We start from the raw sequence: 22177 nt of genomic DNA, 5'->3' as shown, positions 1-22177 counted from the left end.
CACGGCAAAACCGGCATTGCCGGCCCCGGCCGGATCGGTTATTGTCCGCCGCGTTCGGGCCAGAACGGCCCGCCCCATAGGCACCCGTAGCTCAGCTGGATAGAGCGCTGCCCTCCGAAGGCTGATGTCAACAGGGTGAGTGAAAAAGAGGAGACGAAAAAGGACTACAGGAACAAGGATTTGCGAGGCCCTCGTTCTGATCTTTCTACTCGCGAAAAGCTCACGTAAGCACTGCGTAAGCAACTGTGACACGGTAAGCACCCATAGCTCAGCTGGATAGAGCGTCGCCCTCCGAAGGCGAAGGCCCCAGGTTCGAATCCTGGTGGGTGCGCCATCTTCCCCGCGAAGTTTCCTGAATTTCCAAGAGCTTTCATTGAATCCGATTAGGTTGAGAGCTGATCGGATATTGCATCAGGCGTGCACTCAGTGCTCTGACTTGGAAATTCCCGGTAGGTGCGCGATTTCATCGGCGAGATAGTCGATGAGCAGACGAACGCGTGCGATGTTTGCGCGTTCGGGCACGATGAGCATGTTCAGCGGAACCGACGGAAGCGAATAGTCAGGGAGGAGTATCTCGAGGCGTCCGTCTGCCAGAAGGTCGTCAACCAGCCAGTGGTGGACCGGCGCGATCCCGCGTCCCGCGGAAACGGCAAGGCGCGCGGCAAGCCCGTGATCGGTTTGAAAGCGTCCCTCGAAAGGAATGGTATGAACTTCGTTGTCCGGTCCTCGCAGAGTCAGTGTGTCGCTTCCCGCAATATTGGTCATACGGATGCCCTCATGAACCTGCAAATCCTGCAGGCTCGCTGGTCTGCCTCGCGCGGATAGATAGCTTGGCGCGGCCGCCAGGAAGCGCCGAGATTGTCCGAGTGTCTTGAGCTTCATGGAGCTATCGGTCAGAGGACCCAAGCGGATTGCGATGTCGACGCCTTCCCGGACGAGATCAATGCGTTCATCCGTAAGACTCAGGTCGACTCCGATTTCGGGATAGCGATCCTGAAAATCGAAAATCAGCCGGTTGATCTGCAAGATCCCCAATGCCGCCGTGCAGGAAATCCGGACCATGCCGGCGGCCGCGCTGCTTGTCCCACGCGCTTCGTCTCCAGCCTGTTCCACCAGGCGTAAAATCTGCACGCATTTGGCATAATAGCGGTGCCCTTCGTCGGTCAGTGTAACGCGCCGCGTGGTTCTTGCCAGCAGGGGCGCGCCGATGGCTTCCTCCAGTTCCCGCAAATGACGGGAGACCGTCGATTGGCCTATGCCGAACTCGCGCGCAACGGCCGACAGGCTGCCGCGCTCTGCGACGCGCACGAAGCTGAGCATGCGTTCGAGTGTGACGTCCGATTTATCCATTTTTCGGCATATATATATTCATACCTGTCTACTACCGGATCAATAACGGCTTGGCTAGCTTGGGTGTACGTTCAATTTACCGGAGTTCGGACAATGGAGAAGGCAGTTCCCGATCGCATGCGCGCCGCCGCGATCGACCGCTTCGGCGGTGTCGACGCGTTTAAAGTCCAATCGCTAAGCGTACCTGAAATCGATCGAGACGAGGTTCTCGTTCGCGTCGAGGCCGTTGGCGTGGGTGTATGGGACCAATGGGAACGCCAGGGCGCCTTTTTCGATCTCTTCCGCGAGCGACATGGCTTCGAGCCCCGGTTTCCCTACATCGTCGGTTTCGACGGCGCCGGCACAATTGCCGCTGTGGGAGAGGCGGTCCAGCGCTTCAAGGTCGGTGATCGCGTCTACGCCGACCGGCATATCAACCCCAAGGGCGGTTTCTACGCCGAATATGTCGCCGTCAAAGCCGATTTCGTCGCGCATATCCCGGGCAGCCTGACCGTCGAGCAGGCGGGCGCCATGCCGGTTGACGCGATCACCGCGCTTTTGGGTCTCGATGACGTTCTTGGACTGGAAAAGGGCGAGGCGCTCATGGTTTTCGGTGCCGGGGCGGTCTGGGGCATTTGGCCGTGCAGTTGGCAAAACGCATGGGTGTTCGTGTGTTTGCGGTTGCCTCCGGTGCGGATGGCGTTGCGCTGGCGCGGCGGATCGGCGCCGATTTTGCAGTAGATGGGCGCAAAGACGACGTGCTTGCAGCGGCCCGGGCGTTCGAGCCGGCGGGTTTGGATGCCGCGCTGCTCACCGCGGGCGGGCAGGCGGCGCAAGACGCGCTTCAAACTCTGCGATCCGGTGGCCGTGTCGCCTATCCGCGCGGCGTGTCGCCTGCGCCCGAGTCGCAACCGGACCTCACCGTTACCGAATATGTGGGCGATGAAGCGGCGCGCGACGTATTCGACAAACTCAATCACCTGATCGCTTCCGGCCCCTTCGAGGTCCATGTGGCACAAAGCTTCACGCTCGATCAGGCCGCGGACGCTCATCGTGCTTTGGGTACGCACTATCTCGGCAAGCTCGTGCTCCGGCCGAGCTGATTGCGCGGATACCGGCGCGTTTCATGGCGACAGATCGGGGATTTGCAAAGGCGCGGAAAGAAGGCGGTTTTCCCGAGGAACACAGTGCCTTCAGGAAGCAGCATTTGAAATTAAACGTGACATACTTAATAGACGTCGTAGTGCCGGATTGTCGGTTTGAGATAGCCATACCGCGCTGAAGGGGATCCGCTCACAAGCAATTGACCGATAAATGACTCCTGGAATGCGGGCGACTGTGGCGGCCTCACTGATGATGGTAAGTCCACGCCCGGCCGCGACTAACGACAGCAAATTGTCGCGTCCTACACTTTGGGTAATAATTTTCGGATTGAAATTATAATCGTGCTTAACTTGCAATATATAATTGGATATTCCCGATTCCAGCGCCAAATCACTAACAATTAATTTCTCTTCTGAAAGGTCGTTCCAATAAATTTCGTCACTTTTGATAAGATGGTGTCGATCGGGCAAGGCAATGAATATTCGCTCAGTCCAGAGTATATTTGTCTCGCAATGTAACCATTTTCGCGCTCCCGCAACGAAGGCAATATCGAGTTGGAGTTTCCGGATCTTTGCAATATGTTCGACCGGATCGCCGTCGATGAAATCAATCCGGACATCCGCATGCTGCTCGCAATATTTTCTCAGCAAATCGTGTAGGAACCCGGAAGCAAAGGAAAAAGTGACTCCAATTCTGATATACCCGCTTTCGCACCGCCCGATTGCGGCGACATCCTTGGCACCATCGCTAACTTGCTGAACTACGCTACGGGTCCTGCGAAGAAATTTCTCTCCGGCAAAGGTAAGACGAACACCTCCAGCATACCTCTGAAACAGCGACGCTCCCAGCGCATCTTCGAGGTCCCGAATAGCGCGGCTGATAGTCGACTCGCGGATGCCTAGCGCGGAGCCAGCTTTGCGGAAGCTTCCGTGTTCATGGGCGGCCATGAAATATCGAAGATGTCGAAGTTCCAATGAACCGAACATGCTCAATGCGAAACGCCTTGATTTTACTGCTTCGCATCGATCTGGATAACGATCTTGCCGAAGGGGCCCTCATTGATCTCATTGAAAGCTCGACGGGCATCTTCAAAGCTGAAGACCGTATCGATCACGGGATGTATTTCTTTACCTTCTATGAACCGGACAAGACGCTCGAAGGCGTGACGGTGGCCGACCGATACGCCCTGTAGCCTGGCGCGTCGAAGCATGAAGGGAACCGCGCTGATCCGCGCGTCCATGCCTTCGAGAAAACCGATCAAGGATATCTGGCCTTGTGCAGCGATCGCCTCCAACGATCGCGAGAGATTGCTTCCGCCAATGACCTCCAAGATATGATCGACACCATGGCCATCGGTGAGTTCCATAACCCTTCTAGGCCAATCAGCTGCCGTGCTGGTATCGATGCCGTCGTGCGCGCCAAGTTCCAGCGTCTTTTCGATCTTTGCTGTGCTGCGCGACAGGACAATTACGCGCGCTCCAAGCGCTGCAGCGATCTGCATACCGGCCAGCGAAACGCCCCCTGTCCCTTGTACGAGTACAAATTGTCCGGCACCAACCCTTGCAGTTTCAGTGAGAGCAAACCACCCGGTGAGCGCCGCTATTGGCAGAGTGGACGCCTCCTCATCCGTTAAGTTCGAAGGCGCCGCAACGGCAACGGACTCGGGAATGACGATATACTCCGAGAGCGCGCCCGGCAGCGGACCGCCTAAGGAGGCTCCGTGCTGAAGCATGGAATGCGGGGGCGGACCGTCGATCCACTCCGTCCAGAAGTTGCCCATGACCCGGTCGCCGACAGAGAACGACGCCACGTCGTCTCCGGTTTCCGCGACTACTCCGCAAAAATCTGAAACCGGAATGAAGGGCATTTTGGGCTGCGCGGGAAGAAGCCCGCCCTCAACGACGAGTTTGTCCCGGTAATTCAGAGAAACCGCTTTTGTGCGGACCAGGACATCTTTCGGGCCGGGCCGCGGTCTTTTGACCCGGTCAAGTCCGAGATTGCCTATACCGAACTGCGGCAATCGCCAGGCTTTCATAGTGTCGCTGGTCATGACTCTTGCTCCTCTTTCCCGCGAGCGGTTCCAATCCCGCTCGCGTCGTCGAAGCCAGCTTATTTGAGTCTTGTGCTATACAATAGTGAACAGATTTCGTATGATATGCGATCAGGAGTATTCAATGGATGCCTTACCGCCCCACGATCAGCCTTGACGGCGTCGTCGCATTCACCCGAACGGTAGAGCTTGGAAGCTTCTCTGCCGCGTCGGAGGATCTGGGTCTATCCAAGTCGGCAGCGGCCAAAGCCGTGGCACGTCTGGAGGAGCGTCTCGGCGTTCAGCTCTTATTGCGAACGACGCGAACACTCACACTCACGCAGGAGGGTGAGATATTCTTCGAGAAATGCCGCGCCATTCTTGAAGATATCGATACAGCTGAGGCGTTGATGAGTGAACGCCGTCGGGAGATTTCCGGAACACTGAGAGTAAGTGTTCCTGTCGCCTTTGGACGATTATGGGCTGCACCGACGCTGACAAAGGCGGCTAGCAAACATCCGGCTCTTGCACTCAATTTGTCCTTCACCGATCGTTACATTGATCTGGTTGAAGAGGGGATCGACCTTGCGGTGAGAATAGGTTCATCCAGCGACAGCGCCAGCGTGATAACGAGAAAACTCGTCGATCAGCATTCGATCCTTTGCGCGGCGCCGCACTATCTGTACGAGCATGGCGCTCCCAAACGCCTTGAAGATCTGAACGCACACCGCTGCTTATTGTTCGAGCACGGGGGGTATATTCTCCCCTGGCAACTAAAGAATCAGCGGGGCGAGATCGTGGACCAAACCGTCAATCCGCATATGATTGTCAGCCATGGTGAAGCCCTGTTGGATGCGGCCATTTCAGGATATGGAATTGCGTATCTGTCCACTTGGTTGGCCGGCGAACATCTAAAGACCGGTGCGCTTGTTCAAGTAATGCCTTTTTCCGAATTCCCGGATCGGGCGATCAACCTTCTATGGCCGCGCCGGCGTGATCAAGCACCCAAAATTCGGTTCGCAATCGACGCTCTTGTAGAGCGTTTTAGCGCCGCTGCGCCTTGGACATAGCGCCAAATTCCACAGTGGAGTCGCCGAACAGGTCCGATGGTCTATTGCTTGGGCGTTGCACTACGACTGATGAGGCGACGCCTCATTCCACCGCGCCGTGCTCGGCCAGGAAGTTCAGCAAAGCTCTCACGCGCGCGGGTCAGGGGCCGCCCTGGCCGGTATAGACGGCGTGGAAGGCTTCGCTGTCCCCGGCATGGTAATCTTCAAGCACGGTCCTCAGCCGTCCGGCTGCGATGTCGTCTCGAACAGTGAACGCCGCGAGGCGCGCAAGAGCGAGGCCATTGAACGCCAGTCGGCGAATGGCTTCTCCGTTGCTGGCCTGAACACCAATGGTCGGATTGGCATGAACGGGGTCGTCATCGGAAATGAAGCGCCATCCCTCGATCTCGCGCGGATATCCGGTACGGCGCAGGAAGAAGCCCGACGGGCATGACCCGAAGCTCTACAGGCAGCAACTTTGTATTACAAACATCAATTTCTTTTGCTTCGGGACTCGATTATCCAAGGGTAGCAGACTTGACGTGGGAAACGACGGGATGTCGCCAGATGCACAGTGAATTGATGGAAGTATTCGCATCGCTGCCGCAGCAGGGACCGGGAAGTGACGCCCTCAGTCGGGACGTGATGCGACGCCTGAACAAGGAATTGCCGCTTGCGCCGCAGATCGCTGATTTCGGCTGTGGGACTGGACGAAGCACCCTGATGTTGGCTGAAGAGTTTCCACAGGCACGGATTAGTGGCGTTGATTTGAGCCCCGAATTCTGCGCCGTCCTGACGGCGAAGGTTCGCGAGCGCGGCCTCGGCGACCGGGTGAGCATCCATGAAGGGAACATGCTGTGTCCGGAATTTCCGCCCGGTTCACTCGATCTCGTGTGGAGCGAGGGCGCCGTGTACAGCGTCGGTTTCGATGCCGCATTGTCCGCTTGGCGGGAACTCCTCGGATCGGGCGGGATTTGCGTGGTGACCGAGTGCGAGTGGTTGTGCAGGGACGCCCCTGTAGACGCCCGGGATTACTGGGGGGAGCTGTATCCGGACATGCGGAGCAGCGGGGAGAATGCCGAGAGCGCCCGACGGTTGGGTTTTGATGTGCTCGACCATTTCACACTTCCACGTGAGGCCTGGGACGCCTACCACGTCCCGTTGCTCGACGCCTTACACGGCCGCGAAAGCCTCCTTGCTGCGAAGAATGACATCAGCAAGGAGCGAGAGATGTTTCTGAGATACGGAGACTATTTCGGATATTCGTTCTACGTGTTGAAGAAAACTCCCGCGGGCTCGTCGTAAGCGAAGCTTGCGGTTGCGGACCGTGGTCCGACTCTCTGGTGAAGTGCTGCGCCATGTGCCAGGCCCGTAGAGGCCCTTGCGGCCATAATCGTATCTAGAGGCTGTCCGTTTAAAATGCGCCGGTCGGCGCATTGTCCGTGTGCCTTGCCGGCCCGCTTCTTCGATCGGGGACGGTCGGACTTTCAACCACCGACAGATGTTGCTTGATGCTTGCCCGCTGCGACACAGGCGATGCCTATGACGATGAGGACGAGGCCGCCGACTTGAAGCAGCCCGACCCGCTCGCGGAACAGAAGAGCGCCGACGGTGGTCACCAAAAGCAGGGATCCCCCATAGACGAGGGGCGTGACGAAGCCGAGGTTCTCGCCAAGGCTGAACATCCGGGCCATCGCCAGGGTGAATGCGGCAATTCCAACACCTGCTGCCAATGACCACGCAATGCCTTTGAGGTCGTCCATCCCGTCGAGGCGCATGCCGGCCACCAGGAAAAGGACGAACGGTACGAATGCGCCGACCAGGTTGATGAGGACGCCAACGAGGTGCGGGTTCGTGTAGAGGGGACCGCGGCTGAACCCGATCAGCATGAGAGCGTAGCCCAGCGTAGCGACGACGATATGGGTCATGCGATGCGATTCCCTTCCTTGCGGACAGCCCGTATTCGGCGACATGCGTCTGCGGCTCCGGCGGGTTGGATTTCCCTCATAGCCACATCTGTAGAATCGACAGGGCGAGCAGGATGCCCAGAAGCGTATTGACGATGGTCCATTCTCGGCGGGTGTGCAGGAGCTTTGCGAGGAAGAAGCCCGCAGTCGACCAAAGGGTGAGCGAGATTGCGGCAGCGCAAACGAAGACGCTCGCCAGCAGGAGAGCGAGCTCGGACGGGCTGCTTGCCGCATCGCCGAACGTCGCAGCGGCGCCGAGCGCTGTGGCCCACGCCTTCGGATTGAGCCAAAGCAACATGGCACCGCCCAGGACGCCGATCGGTGCCGCCATCCGGGTATCCGTATCCGGCGGACCGCTTGTCGCAATCTTGACCGACAGCCAGAGAAGATATGCGGATCCTCCCAGCCTCAGTGCCAGCGCGAGCGTCGGGACGGCGAGAACGAGGCTGGCCAGGCCGAGGGCAGACGCCGCGCCCAGCGCTCCCAAGCCCACCGAGATGCCGGCGATCAGGGGGACCGAGCGCCGGAATCCGAAGCGGGCGCCTGATGCCGTGGCGAGCGTGGTCGCCCCGCCCGGGGTGATGGTGGCGACGACGGCGAACAGCGCCAGTGGAAGAAGCGTGGCAGGGGTCATCGTCGATTCCGCTCTGGTTCTTTGGACGAGCCCGGCGGAGCGGTGCTGCGAGCCTGCGCTTGCTCGACACTTATCTTGGGGGCGTGCTCGACGGCAAAGCTTACGGAGTTGCGGATGAAGCACCGGCGGCTGGCGGCGGCATGGAGCTCCTCTGCCCGGTCCCGGTCTGCCTCGCTGCTGACGGTGACCTGTGGTCGAAGGACGACATGGACGAACTGTCCCCCGTCGCCATCTTCCTCCATGAGACCCGTGGCTTCGTCGCGATAGCTGGTGACGGTTATCCCCGCATCCGCGCAGAGATGCAGGTACCAGAGCTTGTGACACGCCGACAGCGCCGCGACCAGGAGGTCTTCCGGGTTCCAATACGCGCTATCGCCGCGAAAGGCGGGGTCGGCCGAGCCGATGATATCCGGTTTATCCTCAGCAGTGATGCGGTGCGTTCGGTCATAGGACTTGTAGTCCACCGTGCCCTGTCCGGTGTTGCCGATCCATTCCACGGTGACCGCATAGTGATGTTGTCGTTCGACCATATCGCTTGCCTCCGCTCGGGGGCTTCGTTCGCCTCAGGAAACCGCTTTACTGCTGCGGCGGCTCCGCCAGGCTTCCAGCCCGTCGTGGAGGTCCTGGGTGCCAACCATGCGGGCGAATTGCTCGCGCTCGACCAGCAGACCCTCGCCGATCGGCAAATCGATGCCGCGCGCGACCGCGGTCAGGATACTTTTCACCGCACGTGGAGATTGGTTGGTGATGCGCGCGGCCAGGTCGTGCGCCTCGTCCGAGAGGTTTTCGTCCGGGACGATGTGGTTCACGAGCCCGAGGTCGACGGCCCGTTCTGCGCTGAACGTCTGCCCCGTCAGCAGCAATTCCAGGGCGCGCTTGCGACCGGCAACGCGCGGCAAGCGCTGCGTTCCGCCAAAGGTCGGGGGCATGCCGAGCAGAATCTCGGGCTTTGCGAAGACGGCACTGTCGGCTGCGATTGCCAGATGGACGGCCTCGGTGATTTCGCATCCACCGCCGTAGGCGAGGCCGTTGACGGCGGCAATGACGGGCTTGGGGAACGCTTCGAGTCGGGCGGTCATTGTTTGACCGCGTCGGACGAATGCATTCACCGTGATCGCTTCGCCCTGTTTCACGGATTCGGAGAACTCGTGGATGTCGCCACCGGCCGAGAACGCACGTTCGCCGGCGCCCGTGAGGATGACGGCCCGGATGGAATCGTCGGCCTCGATCGCATCGAGGTGTTCCATCAAACGGTCGGCGAGGGCGTAGTTGATCGCGTTCAGGTGTTCGGGGCGGTTGAGCGTGAGGGTCGCGACGCGGTCTTCGACGGCGAACAGGACTGGGTCACTCATGGTTTGGTCTCCTGTTTGGTGTAGAGGGTGCGAATCGCGAACAGCATTCCGATGGTGGCGAGCGCGACGCCGGCCCACTCGGCGGGAGAGGGCCATTCCGCGAGAAGAGCGATGGCGCCGAGCGTCGTCACGCCGGGCACGGCCGCCGTGAAGAGGGCGGTTTCGCTGGCGCCAAGATTGTTGACGGCAAGCGTGTAGACGAAGATCGACCCGACGCCGATCAGGATGCCCTGGTACACCCCCTGCACCAGCAGCGCCTGCCAGTCATGGTCCACGAGTGTTGCGCCGTGAAAGGCGATGTAGGGCGGCAGGAAGCAGAGCATCGACAACACGGCAACGATCGACGCGGCCTGGAGCGGCGGCAGACCGAGCCGGCGCGCCATGACGCCATAGGCCGACCAGCAGAAGGAAGCGAGCAGCAAAAATGCGTCGCCGAGCAACTGTTGGGCGCTCGCGGTGCGCAGACTGTCCCAGGCCATGAGGGCGACACCGACCGCGATCAAAGCGAGGCCCGACGTCGTCGCCCGCCGGCTCTGCGCCGGGTCGAGGAGCATGACCAGTACAAAGGTGGATAGCGGCAACGTTCCGTGCAGCAGCACCGCGCCATGAGCGGCGGGCGCTAGGGCGAAGCCGGAATAGGCGAGCAGGGCGAAGCCGAGCCCGCCGAGCAATGCCAGGAGGAGGGCTTTCGGCAAGGGGACGCCGCCCAAGCCATGGTGGAGAAGGACAGGGGTCAGTATCAGGCCGCCGATGCCGAAGCGCAGGACGCCGAGGTCAGGAACCGGCATGGCGGATGTCAGGCCCAGCCGCGAGACGATCGTGAAGCCGGAAAAAAGGGCGACGACGGCAAGCGCGCAGGCCAAGCCGATAATGGGTCTCCGCCGGACCGCCGCCCGCGGCGGGAGGGGCCTTGGACGGTTGTCCGCGTCGTTCTGATGTCGCTTTGCCGGAGTCCATCGCATGAATGGACATTTAGCGAGCCGGATAATATAATTAAAATAGATAATAAATATGATATCACATAAGGAAAAGCGATGAACCTGCGCCATCTTCGGTTCTTCATCGCGGTGGTCGAATGCCGGGGTGTTTCCAGCGCGGCGACACGCCTGCGCGTGTCCCAACCGGCGGTGTCGGCGGCGCTCAGGTCGTTGGAGGACGATCTCGGTCTGGAGCTCTTCGAGCGCAGGGGCGGCTCGCGGCGCACGATTCCGACATTCCGGGGTCTGCGTTTCTACGAGCACGCCAGCGAGATCCTCGGGCGCTACGAGGAAGCCAAGCGGAGTTTGCGGGCGCCCGATGAAAAGCTGCCCGTGGTGCGGGTTGGCGTGCTGCGGACGCTGGCAGCAACCGACGTCGCCGCCGTTCACGCGTCCTTGACGCGGCGCTTGCCGCAGATGCGGTGGTCGCTGCGCGACGGTTCGGAGCACGAGATTCTGGGGTGGATGAATCAAGGTCGGATCGACATTGCATGGACGCTGGTGGAGGACACCTCGGAGACGATGTCGCCGCTTTGGCGCGAGCCCTATGTCGTCATGGTGTCGCGTCAGCATCGGCTTGCCGGGACCTCGGGAGGACGCGTTCAGGTGGCGGACATTGCCCAGGAGCCGTTGGTGCTGCGGGGGACCTGTGAGTTGAAGCACGGTGCCCTGAAGGCGGCCGGACTCTCCATGAAGATCGCGGCGCGCACGGCGCGCGACGACCTTGCCCTGCAGCTCGTGGCGAAAGGAATCGGCATTGCCGTCGCGCCGCGCAGCCTCGCGACGATGGGCGTCGTCGCCTTGCCGGTCGCCGATCTTGGCCTGTCGCGACAGATCGGGGTGCGCTGGCGGCAGGGCACCCCGGACGCCACGATAGAGGCCGTCTCGGCCGCGGTGGAAAGCCGGGACTCCTGAGTTGGCGCATCCGGTCGGGTCGAGGGCTGAAGACCGGATGGGTAGCGCGACGATGCGGGAGCGGCTGTCATCGGGCCTGCGCATCGCGGCGAACGTCATGCCGTCTATAACCAAACGACCCATTTTCCCGGGGTCGTATTGGCTTCAATTGCGCGGTGCGCGTCCGGAGTGTTTTCGAAGGGCACGGTTTCGCCGATCGGAATGTCGAGAAGACCCCGTTCGATCAGGTTGACGATCTCTTGCAGGGGCGTGCGCATGAAATCCTGCGCATCGCCGACATAGGCGGTCAGCCGCTTGTCGGTGGGGATATCGAACATTGGACTGAAGTCGCGCAGGGCCCACTGTCCACTCAGAATCCCGGCGAGGCAAAGCAGGCCGGATGGCTTGAGAGCATCGAAGTTGTCCGCCATCGTGGGGGTGCCGACAAGATCCAGGACATTGTCGACGCCATCCGGTATGAGGCTCCGCACGTCGTCGGCCACGTTGCCCTCATCGATCACCACATGGCGTGCACCATATTGCTTGAGAAAATCCGACCGGGTCTTGTTGCGGGTTGTTGATATGACCGTGCAACCATGGCGGCGAGCCAGGGTGCCGGCCATGAGCCCGACCGAGGACGTCCCGCCCCTGATGAGGATCGTGGCTCCAGGTAAAATGCGGAGGCCGCGAAACAGCGCTCCGTAGGCGGTCTGAACCATTTCCGGCAGCGCCGCGAGCGTGCTCCATGGGAGGGCGGTGTGCACGGTCTGCACCTGTTCTTCCGGGACGACCAAATATTCGGCGTAGCTGCCGTCGAACGTGCGACCCATGCCGCCCATGGCGGTTGCAACGATGTCGTCGCGGTCCAGTCGGCCGGAGGGACAGGCGTCGACGGTGCCGACGGCCTCGATGCCAAGAATCCGGGGGAAGGCGACCGCAGGCGACAGACCCTTTCGGGTCATGATTTCGGCGCGATTGATGCCAAAGGCACGAACACGGATGCGAACCTGTCCGTGACCGACGGAAGGAACAGGCCGCGTCTCAAGGCGCAGGGCCTCAGGGCCACCGGGGGCGTGAACGACGAAGGCCCGCATCGTCATTTCATTCATGAGCAACCTCCGTGGGATTGACGGAACTTAATTGATTGTGTACACAAGTAATATGACAGATGCAAGCCATCCCTATGCCGCCTGCCTGTGCCTCGCGAGCCGCCGTCTGGCCCGTGTCGTGACTCAGGTCTACGACCAGGCGCTCGCCGAGACCGGATTGAAGATCACCCAGTTCTCGGTGCTCTGTGCGCTCGATTACACGCGTGGGAAGGCAGTGCCGCTGGCAGCCGTGGCACAGGCCCTCGACATGGAGCCGTCATCTCTGACGCGGGCTCTGAATCCGCTCGTTCGGGATGGATTGGTTGAGCTCAGCCACGGCGAAGACCGGCGGCAGCGATGGGGCCGGCTGACGCAAGCCGGTCTCACTAGGCTGGAGGCGGCACGATCGTGCTGGCGTCGGGCGCAGGACGCGGCTGCGTCGCGCCTCGGGCCTGGCGAGATCGGAAGACTTATCGATGGCCTCAATGCAGCACGGCAGAGCTTCGAAGCGGAAGCAACGCAAACGACGAAAGGATCGGCCCAATGACCTATGCAACCTCTCATTCTTCAGCCGGATTCGAGGGACCGGGCGCAGGGTTCATCGGTGGGGCCGGTCTGGTCGTTCTGCTCTGGTTGGGGGCTGTCGTGGTGTTGGGGGGCGCCGGGGCGTTTCAGGCCGAGGCCGGAGAGCCGCCCTTGGCAACGCTGACGGCGTTGGTCTTGCCGCCACTGGCGTTTCTGCTTCTGTTGCGTGTCCCAGGGATCCTTTCGAGCGTTCTCGCAGTGGACCCGATTTGGCTGACGGCGATGCAAGGCTTGCGGATTCTGGGCGTCGGGTTTCTGTTCGTCTATGCGTTCGGCCATCTGCCGGGACTCTTCGCTCATATCGCGGGCTGGGGTGATTTGCTGGTGGCGGCGCTCGCGCCGGTCGTGGTGGCCCGGCTTGCCGCGGACCGCGGATTTCTTCGCTCGCCCATGTATTTCGGCTTCCATGTGCTCGGTCTGCTCGACTTCGTCGGGGCGGTTGGAGCGGGCCTCGTTGCGCGGGGCACCATACCCTTGCTCGGTATGTCGGAATCGACCTCCGCGCTCGGGCAGTTGCCGCTGCTCATGATTCCATGCTTCGCCGTGCCGCTATGGATTTGTTTTCACATTGCGGCCTTTGCCCAGATCGGCGCTAGCCGCCGAGCAGCGCGTCACTAATGTCTCCACAATCACCACTCGACCTGAAAGGAGCACAGGAATGGCGGAGTGTTTCAATCCGGGCGACTTTTGGGTCCCCTTTGGTGCGTTTTCTCAGATGGTTATCGGTGGTGGAGGGCAACCAGTCCATCTAAAGGGCCAAGTGGCCCTTAATCGGGATGGCGAGGTAGTCGGCGCTGGCGATATGCGCGCGCAGGTTCGGCAGGTGCTTGACAATATCAGTTTGCTCCTCGCCTCAGTGAACGGTCGCATGAGCGACATCGTCTCACTGACGCAATACACCACGGATATCTCAGCATTCATGCAGGCTGGCGATATCCGAAAGGGTTATTTCGATCCGCCGTATCCAGTGACGACGACCGTCGAAGTGGTCTCGCTCTACGATCCGTCGCTCCTGATTGAGATGACGGCATTTGTGGAGATCCCGCGGGATCGATTCCAGCGGCCGGATGGCGCGCGGGAATGCATGGATGAACGGCCGGGGAACCGTGGATACCAGGGTGTAAGGCCTTGTGCACTACACTGTGTCATCCGCAGGAAGCATGTATATCAGTCGTTGCCCGTTAATGAATTGCCGATTCACATGCTGCGTTTTGATAACGAGCGCTTCTATCGGTTACATCACCGCTTATCTTTGAAGAGGTAATGCAACGTGTTCGGTTCCAGTCTGTATTCGGAACTCGGTATCATCTACACGACGCTCGGTGTTTACGCGCTTGTGGTCGTCAGCCCGGGTCCTGCTTTCACCCTCGTTGCACAAACCGCATTGTCAGGACAAGCACGCGTCGCCACGGGCGCGATTGTGGGTCTCGCAAGCGCAGCCGCTTTCTACGCAGCGCTTTCAATGGCCGGTCTTCTTCTGGTGGTTCAGAGCATGGGATGGGCGCTCCGCGTGCTACAGGTTCTCGGTGGCGCTTATCTGATCTGGCTCGGCGTGAAAATCTGGCGGGAACAGAGGAGCGGTCACGTGGAATCGACGCATGGCAATTCCGACACTGCCCAGCGAATTGGGTTCGGGGCCGGGATGTGGCGCGGCATGATGGTCAATCTGTCGAACCCCAAAGCCGTGGTCTTTTTCGTAAGCATCTATGCCGTGGCGATTCCCGAGCATGCATCCCTAGCTACGCGCCTCGCGATCCTGGCTGGAGGCTTCCTAATGGAACTCGCTTGGTATGGAGTCTCCGCGCGACTTCTATCAACTCATGAAGTTCGTCGCCGATACTTGGCCGCATCTACTGCTGTCAATCGTGTGCTCGCCGGTGCAATGGTTCTCTTCGGCATAAAGACGTTGGTCGGACGATAAGGCGCCTGAAAACGGTATTGGCGTGAACTTGCGGCTTCTCTTACTGACGGTGACGCATGTTTGGTTCGGCGCGATCGCTGGTGGCTTTGATGAGAATGGCTCCCCAGTATGCAGAACTCATAATGAGCGCTCCGAAAAGTAACGCGACGACGACGAGTTCGTAACTGCCTGAAAGATCCCATAAATAAGCTGCTCCGACCGGGGCGAGTGCCTTGGCGATGGTTGATGGAGCCGCCAGTAGGCCGTTGATCGTTCCGTAGAACCTGGTCGTTAGCAGTTCAGGCACCGTCAGCCCGCGCACGATCGTCATCACGCCATTTGCGGCACCGTAGGCCGACGCGATGGCGATAATGGTCGCGAGACCCGCATCGAGAAAGGCCAGCGCGGCAAACACGACCAGCATGACCCCGACAGTGACGGCCCCTATCGCAGTGATTGAGGCATTGTTTGCCAACAGCGAGATCGCCAGCCGGCCGGCCACTTGTGCCGGCCCGATAACGGCAATTACCATCACCACGTCCTGCGCCCCCAGTCCACGCTCCAACAGGAGGGGATAAAGGTGAAAGATGAAGGCCGACATCAGAGCGGCCTGGGCGATGAAGAAGACGGCGATGAACCAGAAAACGGGTCGTCCAACCAAGCGCCGGACGATGCTTTCCTGTGAGGGCGAGATGCATCGCCCGCCATCTGTCGATACGGTCCGGTCCGTGTCTTTGGCCTTGTCCAGCCGAGGGCGGATCGCCGTAGCGTAAAGCGGGGCGCAGATGCCGATATTCACCAGAGCCAGGAGCCATAGGACGGCCCGCCAGCCATAGACGTCCATTACCAATTCGATGAGGGGCACGAAAACGGTGCTGGCAAATCCACCCCAAAGGGTAAGGGCCGTGATCCCCCGGCGGGCATGAGCCGGTCCAACGCGACGACCGACGACGGCAAAGGCTGGCTCGTAGAGTGTGGCGGCGAACAGCGCCGCAATCCCGGCAAAGATCAGATAGAAGCCAGCCAGAGTTGACACCAGCGACCACAGACCCATCAACAATCCGGCTGCCAGGGATGCGCCCGCGAGAATGACACGACCGTATCCACGGTCGATGGCTGCCCCAATCGGGTAGCTGAGCATCGCGGAAAGCACGAGGCCGAATGTCAACGGTCCGTACTGCTCCGCGCGGGACCAGCCGAATTCAAGCGCCATGGCTTCTGTAACCTGGGGGAAGCTGTAGTAGAGCGTTCCCCAGGAACAGATCTGTCCGATGCCGAGCGCGGTGATGAAGAACCGTTCGTCCGCCATCACGCCGTGTAGCTTGGACTCTTGAACACCGCCCGCCGTCACGAAACCGATTCTTCAGCTTCGGTTTCTTGTGAGGATGTCAGATCCGTTTCGGCTTCCGGTTCGCAGCAGGATGCCGCCGTAAAGCCACCGCACACACCAGTTTCGGGCAGTTTCAGCTCGACACGGCGGGCGGCGTCATGGTCTCCCGCCAGTTCCGCGGCTACGGAACGTACTTGCTCATAGCCGGTCAGCATCAAGAAGGTGGGGGCCCGGCCATAGGACTTCATGCCCACGATGAAAAAGCCTGGTTCCGGGTGGGCGAGCTCAGCTACGCCATGGGGCGGAACGGAGCCGCATGAGTGGACGTTCGGATCGATCAAGGGCGCAAGCTTCGGAGGCGCTTCGAGCATCGGGTCGAGCTCCACGCGAAGCTCCCGCAACATGTCGATATTGGGGCGGAAACCGGTGGTGACCACGATGCGGTCGACGACCAATTCCATGGGAACGCCAGCACGGTGGCCGAAGACCTTGATCCCGTCGCCGATACGCTCGATCCGATCAACAGCGTAGGGAGCAAGGAGTTCAAGTGTGCCGGTATCAATCGCGTCTTTGGCCGCAAGGCCAAGCTGGCCGCGTGCCGGCAGCTCGTCATCGGCGCCGCCCCCCAACAAACTCTCAATCGACTTGCGCCGAATCCCCCAGGAGATCCGGGTGTCAGGGTGTTGCCCATGCAGTGTCGCAAGGTCGAGGGCGACATTTGCTGCGGAATGACCGCCGCCGAGCAACAAGATCCTTTGACCGGCATAGGTCGCACGATCCCGCCCAAGAACATCGGGAATGCGGTACTCGATCCGGTCGGCCGCGTCAGTCTCGCCCGGAACAGGTAGCCCGCCGATCCCAATCGGATTTGCGTCGAACCATGTTCCAGACGCATCAATAACGGCGCTGACGAGCGTGCGATTAGCGATACCTGCAGCATCGCGCCAATGGACAGCGAACGATGCCGTTTCGCGACCCTCGGAATGGATTTTCGAGGCGCCGTCACGGGTTACGTCTGTTACGGTTGCGTTGGTATGAAGTCGTGCCGCAATTGACGGATGGGCGGCCAACGGCGCCAGATAGGCGTCGACGATCTCATCACCAGTCGGCAAGGCATCGGGTTGCGGTTCCGTCCAGTCGATCTCGGACAGCAATGCGCGGGCGGCGGAATCGATGACATAAGTCCATGGGGTGAAAACCCTCACATGGCCCCACTGTCTTACCGCCGTTGCCGCATGCTCTCCGCGCTCGAAAATGACCGGTTCTAGCCCACGCTGAATAAGATGTGCCGCCGCAGCCAATCCTACCGGACCTGCGCCGATCACTGCGATTGGCAGTTTTGGTTGCATGTATAGCTCCCTTATTAAGTTGACCATCAATGCATAGATGATCGATGTATTTGGCTAAAAAAACTACACGGGTTCGTCGGTTAGGGGAGACCGTCTGACGAGACGCTGGCAGTCGATCAGGCTCTGCGTCACCTCCATCCAGGCTGCGACTGCCACTTCGAATGCCTTGTGCCCTCTTTCCGTTAGCTCGTAGACTTTGCGAAGTCGCCCCGACACGGTTTCCTCATGGGAGGTGACATATCCGCCATCTTCATACTGCCGAAGAACTGGGTAGATCGTGCCTTCCGTCGGCGAGCAGCAGCCATTTGACATGCGAGCAACTTCCTTGGCGATATCGTAGCCATGCATTGGGCGACGATGCAGTGCGCTCAGGATAAAGAATTTCGACAGACTCATCTTTATCGTCCCGTTCCAGTAGGAACGACTTAGAAAGTCTGGCTGGCTCGACGTCGACGGGTAATGTTCACTCATAATATAGATACTCTATGCATCGATCATCGATGCGTCAAGCTTCAATGGAAGTTGGGATCGGGAAGGAGACTTGTGGGCTTTGAAGTTCTTGACAGGCATCCGCACTTCACCGTTGGCGCTCTCGAGGCGGCCTGATTTTCCGAGCCGAGCCGAGCCGTCAATGGGATTGGTCTGTCGAATTGGCAGGTATGCTCTGGGGATACGCCGGCGTTGAGATCGAGTTTGTCGAGAATTTTGATGCTCTGTCCCATCATTTGGGTCATAGCTGTCAGTAGCCATGTACGTGCTGTGTTAGAGTTCTCAACTTGGGTGCCATGTTCTGGCGCTGTGGAAAATGGCAATGGATTTAGCTCTATGATATCCGCGAGCTGACCGTTATATGCACGCACCACAACGCTAACAATATTTGCCGAACTTGCGTGAGCATATCGGTTTGCTCAGCGTCGCTCCCGGCTCCATCCAGCAGAATCTGGCCTTTCAGACGGACGATTTGCCGTCATTCGGGATACCTGCCGTCGAGAATGCTCCGAATGGCAACCAAATCCGCGATGGGGTGCCGAACTTGGCCATAGCGTCGCTCCATTGTACATTTCCCAAAAACGACAAAAGGCCGGTGACGACGGGACCAGGGTGGCGATTTAGACTGTGACGCCCGTTGTCTGGAACGCGTCATGCCTGCAACGGCGAAACACGCAGGAACTGCTGTTCCAGCACCTCGGATCCCCATTGCTGCCCCGGTTTTTCTTCTACCAGTTCGAAGCCGACTCGCTCATAGAGATGCTTGGCGGCATCGAGTCCCTGAAAGGTCCAGAGCCGTGTTTCGCGCATGCTTCGACTATCGACGAAACGTAGCGCGGTATCGATCAATCGCTTGCCTATGCCTTGGCCCTGCAGGTCTTCTGCTGTGATGAACCAACGCAGATGGGCAATGCCTTGGCCCAAGTCTTCGCCATCGATCGCGATCGTGCCAACCGGTCGTCCATCGATTTCCGCTACCCAGAAACCATTCTCTTCATTTTCGAGGCGGGAGAAGAATGCGCCCATATCGGTCGCCAATCCGGTTTCGAAAGCAGCACCGAAGCCGACGGTGCGTGCGTAGTATTCAGCATGCATCTGCAGCATGCGGCCGATAATGCCCGGCCGATAGCCCTCAGAGATCGTCGCCTTCGTTTCCGACGCGTGGTCAGTCGACCCCAGCGCTGCAGCATAAATTTCGAGCCCTTTCGCAATTGTCGCAACGTCTTTTGCCGACAAAGATGAAATCGCCTCGGTAACCTGGTCGACAGCGTAATCCGTAATGCCAGCGAGACTGGCTTGCCCACGTTCGGTCAGCGCTAGCCGCTTCATGCGCGTGTCGCAGTCATCCCGCTGTTCAGTGAGGTAACCGTCCGCGATCAAGTTTTTTAGCAGCCTGCTGACTGTCGACTTTTCCAAGCGCAGCGTTTGCGTCAGGCCGCGGGCATTCGTTGTCCGTCCCGAGCCAACTTCGATGATCGCATGAACGGCTGAGGGCGTTAGGTCGGCACCGGCAAGCGTCGCTTCCATGAAGCCAAGTTCGCGAACCAGCCGACGCGAGGCGTCCCGGATTCGTCCAATCATCATGAAATCTGTTGCGGTCATTGCATACCCGTAATATGGTTGTATGAAGCAACTATAGTACGGCGGTATGGGTTGTGCAAGCGTGACTGATCTAACGGGTATTTTGGGAAAGGTTGCGCTTGTCACAGGCGGCGCAACTGGCATTGGGAAGGCGACATCTCTGGCTTTGGCTGTGTGAAGTGATCCCGGAAATTCGGACAGTTGGCTAAGGTGTATCCCGAACCGTTTGGAGGGATACGAGATGGCGAAACGCCGGAAGTTTTCAGACCAGTTCAAGGCGAAAGTCGCGCTTGAAGCATTGCGTGGCGATAGGACGATCCAGGAGATTGCGGCCAAGCATCAGGTGCATCCGAACCAGATGAGTCAGTGGAAGCGGCAAGCTGTTGACGGCATGGCCGATGTGTTCGCCTGTGGCGGCAAGGCGGACGGGCCAACGGAAGCCGAGGCGAAGGAGTTGCACGCCAAGATCGGGAGGTTGGCCGTTGAGAACGATTTTTTGTCTCAAGGGCTCAAGCGATGAGCCCGGCCGAGAAAAAGATCATGATCTGCCGTAGTCATCCCGAACTGAGTGTCAGTCAGCAATGCCGGTTGGTGAAACTGAGCCGGTCGGCCTTCTACTATGAAGCGGTCGGGATCGACGATGCGACGCTGGCGGTGATGACGGCGGTCGACAAGGCCTTCACGAAGTATCCCTTCTTTGGCAGCCGGCAGATCGCGACCTATCTGCAGCGGGACGGCATAGGTGTCGGCCGCCATCGTGTCCGACGCCTGATGCGGATTATAGGTATGGAAGCGATCTACAAACGTCCGAATACCAGCCAGCCGCATCCGCAGCACCCGGTCTATCCATATCTGCTGCGCAACATGACCATCGACCAGCCGAACCAGGTCTGGTGTGCCGACATCACGTTCGTGCCGGTGCGCCGCGGCTTTCTCTATCTCGTGGCCATCATGGACTGGGCGACGCGCAAGGTATTGAGCTGGCGGTTGTCGAACACGATGTACGCCGAGTTCTGCGTCGAGGCGCTGAAGGAGGCCATTGTCCGCTTTGGTTCGCCCGGGATCATGAACACGGATCAGGGGTCGCAGTTCACTGGCAGCGCTTGGATTACCACGCTGAGCGAGGCTGGCGTGCGCATCTCGATGGATGGACGTGGCCGCTGCATGGACAACATCTTCATCGAGCGCCTGTGGCGATCGCTGAAACAGGAAGCGATCTATCTCGAAGAACTGACCGACGGCTTCAAGGCGCGTCGCGTCATCGGCGACTGGATGACCTTCTACAACACCGAGCGGCCCCATTCCGCCCTTGAGCGCAGAACGCCGAGGGAGGCATACTGGCAAAGTCGAGACGAGAAATTGGCGGCATGAAACTTGACCCGGATACACCTTAACTCAGCCGTCAAACTGTCCGGGAAACCGGGATCACTTCACTCGTGTCGAATCGAACGTGGTTCGAAGCTCGCACGGTGGGAACGCAAGTCGATTCGGCGAATAACTCCTTCGTTATAACGCTGCGATGACGTTGCGCACCAACAGCGAGTTGGCCAGTGGCGCCGCGCTACTACTATCACCATGTTATTGTTACAAAAAGCAAACGGACGATGGTGCTCAGAGAAGAGGCGGGATGAGTGATTGACCTTCGACAACTTCGGCAATTCATCGCAGTCGCTGAGGAGCTGCATTTCCATCGCGCGGCTGAACGGCTCAACATGTCCCAACCGCCGCTCACCGCCACCGTCCGGCGGCTGGAAGAGGAGATCGGCACGGAACTGCTGGAACGTGGCAACCGTGTCATCCGGTTGACACCTGCCGGCAAGGCACTTCTCGAACATGCACTCCTGACTGTCGAACAGGCGGATCTTGCCGTCACGGCGGCCCGGGACGCTGCTGCCGGGCGCACAGGAACGCTTCGCCTGACCTATGTCGGAAGCGCGATGTATGGCCGGTTGGCTGAAACAGTGCGCGCCTTCCGGCGTGCTTTTCCGGACGTGCGCCTCGAACTCAAAGAGGCGACCACCGCCGCACAGGTGGCAACGCTGCGCGAAGGTCTCTGCGACATAGCCGTTCTCCTCCCTCCACTGCCGGACGATACTGGGCTGCATATGAGTGCGTTCGACGAAGACCGGTTCGCCATCGCCTTGCCGGCGTCGCATTCCTTAGCGGCTAAGAGGGACCTTGCGCTTTCGGATCTAGCGGATGAGCCTTTCGTGATGTGGCCCGCAGCGGAGGGCCGGGGCTTTCACCACCAGGTCATTCAGCTCTGCGCTACGGCTGGGTTCGTACCTCAGGTGGTGCAGGAGGCGCACCAGATGCACGGCGTTCTCGCCTTGGTCGCCGTCGAGATCGGCGTCTCGGTCGTGCCCGCCAGCATGACCGGCTTCCGCGCCGCAGAGATCGTCTACCGGCCCCTGGATGTAGCAGGGTCGGACTTCACCCTCTTCCTGTGCCGTAGTGATGAGCCACTCAGCGCGGCCGCGCAGAACTTCGTCGATATCGCATCACGATAGGAAATGTAGA

At 59.7% G+C, this 22177-nt stretch carries 25 protein-coding genes, 1 tRNA gene and 1 pseudogene; 13 read left to right on the top strand and 14 right to left on the bottom strand.

Annotated elements, in window-relative coordinates:
- The first annotated feature begins 257 nt into the window (after nt 1-257).
- Nucleotides 258-334: transfer RNA gene (locus tag HW532_RS08840), tRNA-Arg, on the top strand.
- An 89-nt stretch (nt 335-423) separates the two neighbouring features.
- On the opposite strand, the gene HW532_RS08835 is transcribed toward HW532_RS08840, so the two are convergent.
- Nucleotides 424-1350 (bottom strand): LysR family transcriptional regulator, encoded by a 927-nt coding sequence (locus HW532_RS08835; protein ID WP_213164020.1) that lies wholly within the window; start codon nt 1348-1350, stop codon nt 424-426.
- Between the two features lie 93 nt (nt 1351-1443).
- Here HW532_RS08835 and HW532_RS08830 point away from each other — a divergent pair, with 93 nt between their 5' ends.
- From HW532_RS08830 to HW532_RS22450, 3 genes are read left to right on the top strand one after another with little or no spacing between them, the layout of a single operon-like run.
- Nucleotides 1444-2070 (top strand): alcohol dehydrogenase catalytic domain-containing protein, encoded by a 627-nt coding sequence (locus tag HW532_RS08830; RefSeq protein WP_213164019.1) that lies wholly within the window; start codon nt 1444-1446, stop codon nt 2068-2070.
- Nucleotides 1989-2432 (top strand): zinc-binding dehydrogenase, encoded by a 444-nt coding sequence (locus tag HW532_RS08825; protein WP_213164018.1) that lies wholly within the window; start codon nt 1989-1991, stop codon nt 2430-2432. The genes HW532_RS08830 and HW532_RS08825 overlap by 82 nt, the downstream gene beginning before the upstream one ends.
- Complete coding sequence (locus HW532_RS22450) at nt 2429-2611, top strand: hypothetical protein (protein ID WP_213164493.1); 183 nt, start codon at nt 2429-2431, stop codon at nt 2609-2611. Before HW532_RS08825 ends, HW532_RS22450 begins: the two co-directional genes overlap by 4 nt.
- On the opposite strand, the gene HW532_RS08815 is transcribed toward HW532_RS22450, so the two are convergent.
- Entirely contained in the window at nt 2523-3419 is an 897-nt protein-coding gene (locus HW532_RS08815) for a LysR family transcriptional regulator (protein WP_213164017.1), read from the bottom strand. The genes HW532_RS22450 and HW532_RS08815 overlap by 89 nt on opposite strands.
- A gap of 23 nt (nt 3420-3442) precedes the next feature.
- Nucleotides 3443-4483 carry a zinc-dependent alcohol dehydrogenase family protein gene (locus HW532_RS08810; RefSeq protein ID WP_246479755.1) on the bottom strand — a complete coding sequence of 347 codons (1041 nt, stop codon included), beginning with the start codon at nt 4481-4483 and terminating at the stop codon, nt 3443-3445.
- Nucleotides 4484-4611: 128 nt separating this feature from the next.
- Here HW532_RS08810 and HW532_RS08805 point away from each other — a divergent pair, with 128 nt between their 5' ends.
- Entirely contained in the window at nt 4612-5532 is a 921-nt protein-coding gene (locus HW532_RS08805) for a LysR substrate-binding domain-containing protein (protein ID WP_213164016.1), read from the top strand.
- Between the two features lie 139 nt (nt 5533-5671).
- Here the strand turns inward: HW532_RS08805 and HW532_RS22535 are convergent.
- A pseudogene (locus HW532_RS22535) lies at nt 5672-5788 on the bottom strand (LysR family transcriptional regulator); the annotation flags it as partial.
- 290 nt (nt 5789-6078) lie between these two features.
- Here HW532_RS22535 and HW532_RS08795 point away from each other — a divergent pair.
- A complete protein-coding gene (locus tag HW532_RS08795) occupies nt 6079-6816 on the top strand; it encodes a class I SAM-dependent methyltransferase (protein WP_213164015.1) in 738 nt (245 codons plus the stop codon).
- Nucleotides 6817-6998: 182 nt separating this feature from the next.
- Here HW532_RS08795 and HW532_RS08790 read toward each other — a convergent pair whose 3' ends face one another.
- From HW532_RS08790 to HW532_RS08770, 5 genes are all read right to left on the bottom strand, one after another.
- Nucleotides 6999-7439: a hypothetical protein gene (locus tag HW532_RS08790; RefSeq protein WP_213164014.1), complete on the bottom strand. Its 441-nt coding sequence runs from the start codon at nt 7437-7439 to the stop codon at nt 6999-7001.
- A gap of 76 nt (nt 7440-7515) precedes the next feature.
- Complete coding sequence (locus HW532_RS08785) at nt 7516-8112, bottom strand: LysE family translocator (protein WP_213164013.1); 597 nt, start codon at nt 8110-8112, stop codon at nt 7516-7518.
- Entirely contained in the window at nt 8109-8642 is a 534-nt protein-coding gene (locus tag HW532_RS08780; protein ID WP_213164012.1) for an OsmC family protein, read from the bottom strand. Before HW532_RS08780 ends, HW532_RS08785 begins: the two co-directional genes overlap by 4 nt.
- 33 nt (nt 8643-8675) lie before the next feature.
- Nucleotides 8676-9464, bottom strand: a complete 789-nt coding sequence (locus HW532_RS08775; RefSeq protein WP_213164011.1) for a crotonase/enoyl-CoA hydratase family protein — start codon at nt 9462-9464, stop codon at nt 8676-8678.
- Nucleotides 9461-10327 carry a DMT family transporter gene (locus HW532_RS08770; protein ID WP_213164010.1) on the bottom strand — a complete coding sequence of 289 codons (867 nt, stop codon included), beginning with the start codon at nt 10325-10327 and terminating at the stop codon, nt 9461-9463. The genes HW532_RS08775 and HW532_RS08770 overlap by 4 nt, the downstream gene beginning before the upstream one ends.
- 171 nt (nt 10328-10498) lie before the next feature.
- On the opposite strand from HW532_RS08770, the gene HW532_RS08765 reads away from it, so the two are divergent.
- Nucleotides 10499-11356, top strand: coding sequence for a LysR family transcriptional regulator (locus HW532_RS08765; protein ID WP_213164009.1), 858 nt, complete (start codon nt 10499-10501; stop codon nt 11354-11356).
- A gap of 104 nt (nt 11357-11460) precedes the next feature.
- Here the strand turns inward: HW532_RS08765 and HW532_RS08760 are convergent, their stop codons facing one another.
- Complete coding sequence (locus tag HW532_RS08760; protein ID WP_246479753.1) at nt 11461-12444, bottom strand: zinc-binding dehydrogenase; 984 nt, start codon at nt 12442-12444, stop codon at nt 11461-11463.
- Between the two features lie 52 nt (nt 12445-12496).
- On the opposite strand from HW532_RS08760, the gene HW532_RS08755 reads away from it, so the two are divergent.
- The 4 genes from HW532_RS08755 to HW532_RS08740 are packed head-to-tail and all read left to right on the top strand — an operon-like array spanning nt 12497 to nt 14929.
- On the top strand, nt 12497-12970 hold the full coding sequence (locus HW532_RS08755; RefSeq protein ID WP_213164008.1) for a MarR family winged helix-turn-helix transcriptional regulator: 474 nt from the start codon (nt 12497-12499) through the stop codon (nt 12968-12970).
- Complete coding sequence (locus tag HW532_RS08750) at nt 12967-13626, top strand: hypothetical protein (RefSeq protein WP_213164007.1); 660 nt, start codon at nt 12967-12969, stop codon at nt 13624-13626. Before HW532_RS08755 ends, HW532_RS08750 begins: the two co-directional genes overlap by 4 nt.
- Before the next feature lie 40 nt (nt 13627-13666).
- Nucleotides 13667-14272, top strand: a complete 606-nt coding sequence (locus HW532_RS08745; RefSeq protein WP_213164006.1) for a RidA family protein — start codon at nt 13667-13669, stop codon at nt 14270-14272.
- Nucleotides 14273-14278: 6 nt separating this feature from the next.
- A complete protein-coding gene (locus HW532_RS08740) occupies nt 14279-14929 on the top strand; it encodes a LysE family translocator (RefSeq protein WP_213164005.1) in 651 nt (216 codons plus the stop codon).
- A gap of 40 nt (nt 14930-14969) precedes the next feature.
- Here HW532_RS08740 and HW532_RS08735 read toward each other — a convergent pair whose 3' ends face one another.
- The 4 genes from HW532_RS08735 to HW532_RS08720 form a co-directional block, all read right to left on the bottom strand.
- The gene (locus HW532_RS08735; RefSeq protein WP_246479750.1) at nt 14970-16259 is read right to left on the bottom strand and encodes an MFS transporter; all 1290 of its coding nucleotides are present in this window, start codon (nt 16257-16259) and stop codon (nt 14970-14972) included.
- Nucleotides 16256-17587 carry an FAD-dependent oxidoreductase gene (locus tag HW532_RS08730; RefSeq protein ID WP_213164004.1) on the bottom strand — a complete coding sequence of 444 codons (1332 nt, stop codon included), beginning with the start codon at nt 17585-17587 and terminating at the stop codon, nt 16256-16258. Before HW532_RS08730 ends, HW532_RS08735 begins: the two co-directional genes overlap by 4 nt.
- 63 nt (nt 17588-17650) lie before the next feature.
- On the bottom strand, nt 17651-17983 hold the full coding sequence (locus tag HW532_RS08725) for a PadR family transcriptional regulator (protein WP_213164003.1): 333 nt from the start codon (nt 17981-17983) through the stop codon (nt 17651-17653).
- A 744-nt stretch (nt 17984-18727) separates the two neighbouring features.
- Nucleotides 18728-19678: a bifunctional helix-turn-helix transcriptional regulator/GNAT family N-acetyltransferase gene (locus tag HW532_RS08720; RefSeq protein ID WP_246479749.1), complete on the bottom strand. Its 951-nt coding sequence runs from the start codon at nt 19676-19678 to the stop codon at nt 18728-18730.
- A gap of 220 nt (nt 19679-19898) precedes the next feature.
- Here HW532_RS08720 and HW532_RS08715 point away from each other — a divergent pair.
- A protein-coding gene (locus tag HW532_RS08715) for an IS3 family transposase (protein ID WP_213164002.1) occupies nt 19899-21028 on the top strand; the annotation gives its coding sequence in 2 pieces (ribosomal slippage) (nt 19899-20172 and nt 20172-21028; 1131 coding nt in all).
- Between the two features lie 260 nt (nt 21029-21288).
- Nucleotides 21289-22167, top strand: a complete 879-nt coding sequence (locus tag HW532_RS08710) for a LysR family transcriptional regulator (protein ID WP_213164001.1) — start codon at nt 21289-21291, stop codon at nt 22165-22167.
- The last annotated feature ends 10 nt before the right edge of the window (nt 22168-22177 follow it).

This window comes from Kaustia mangrovi, from assembly GCF_015482775.1.
GTDB classification, from domain to species: Bacteria; Pseudomonadota; Alphaproteobacteria; order Rhizobiales; family Im1; genus Kaustia; species Kaustia mangrovi.
The sequence above is the reverse complement of the archived record's forward strand: the minus strand, read 5'-3'. Positions and strand labels throughout refer to the sequence as shown.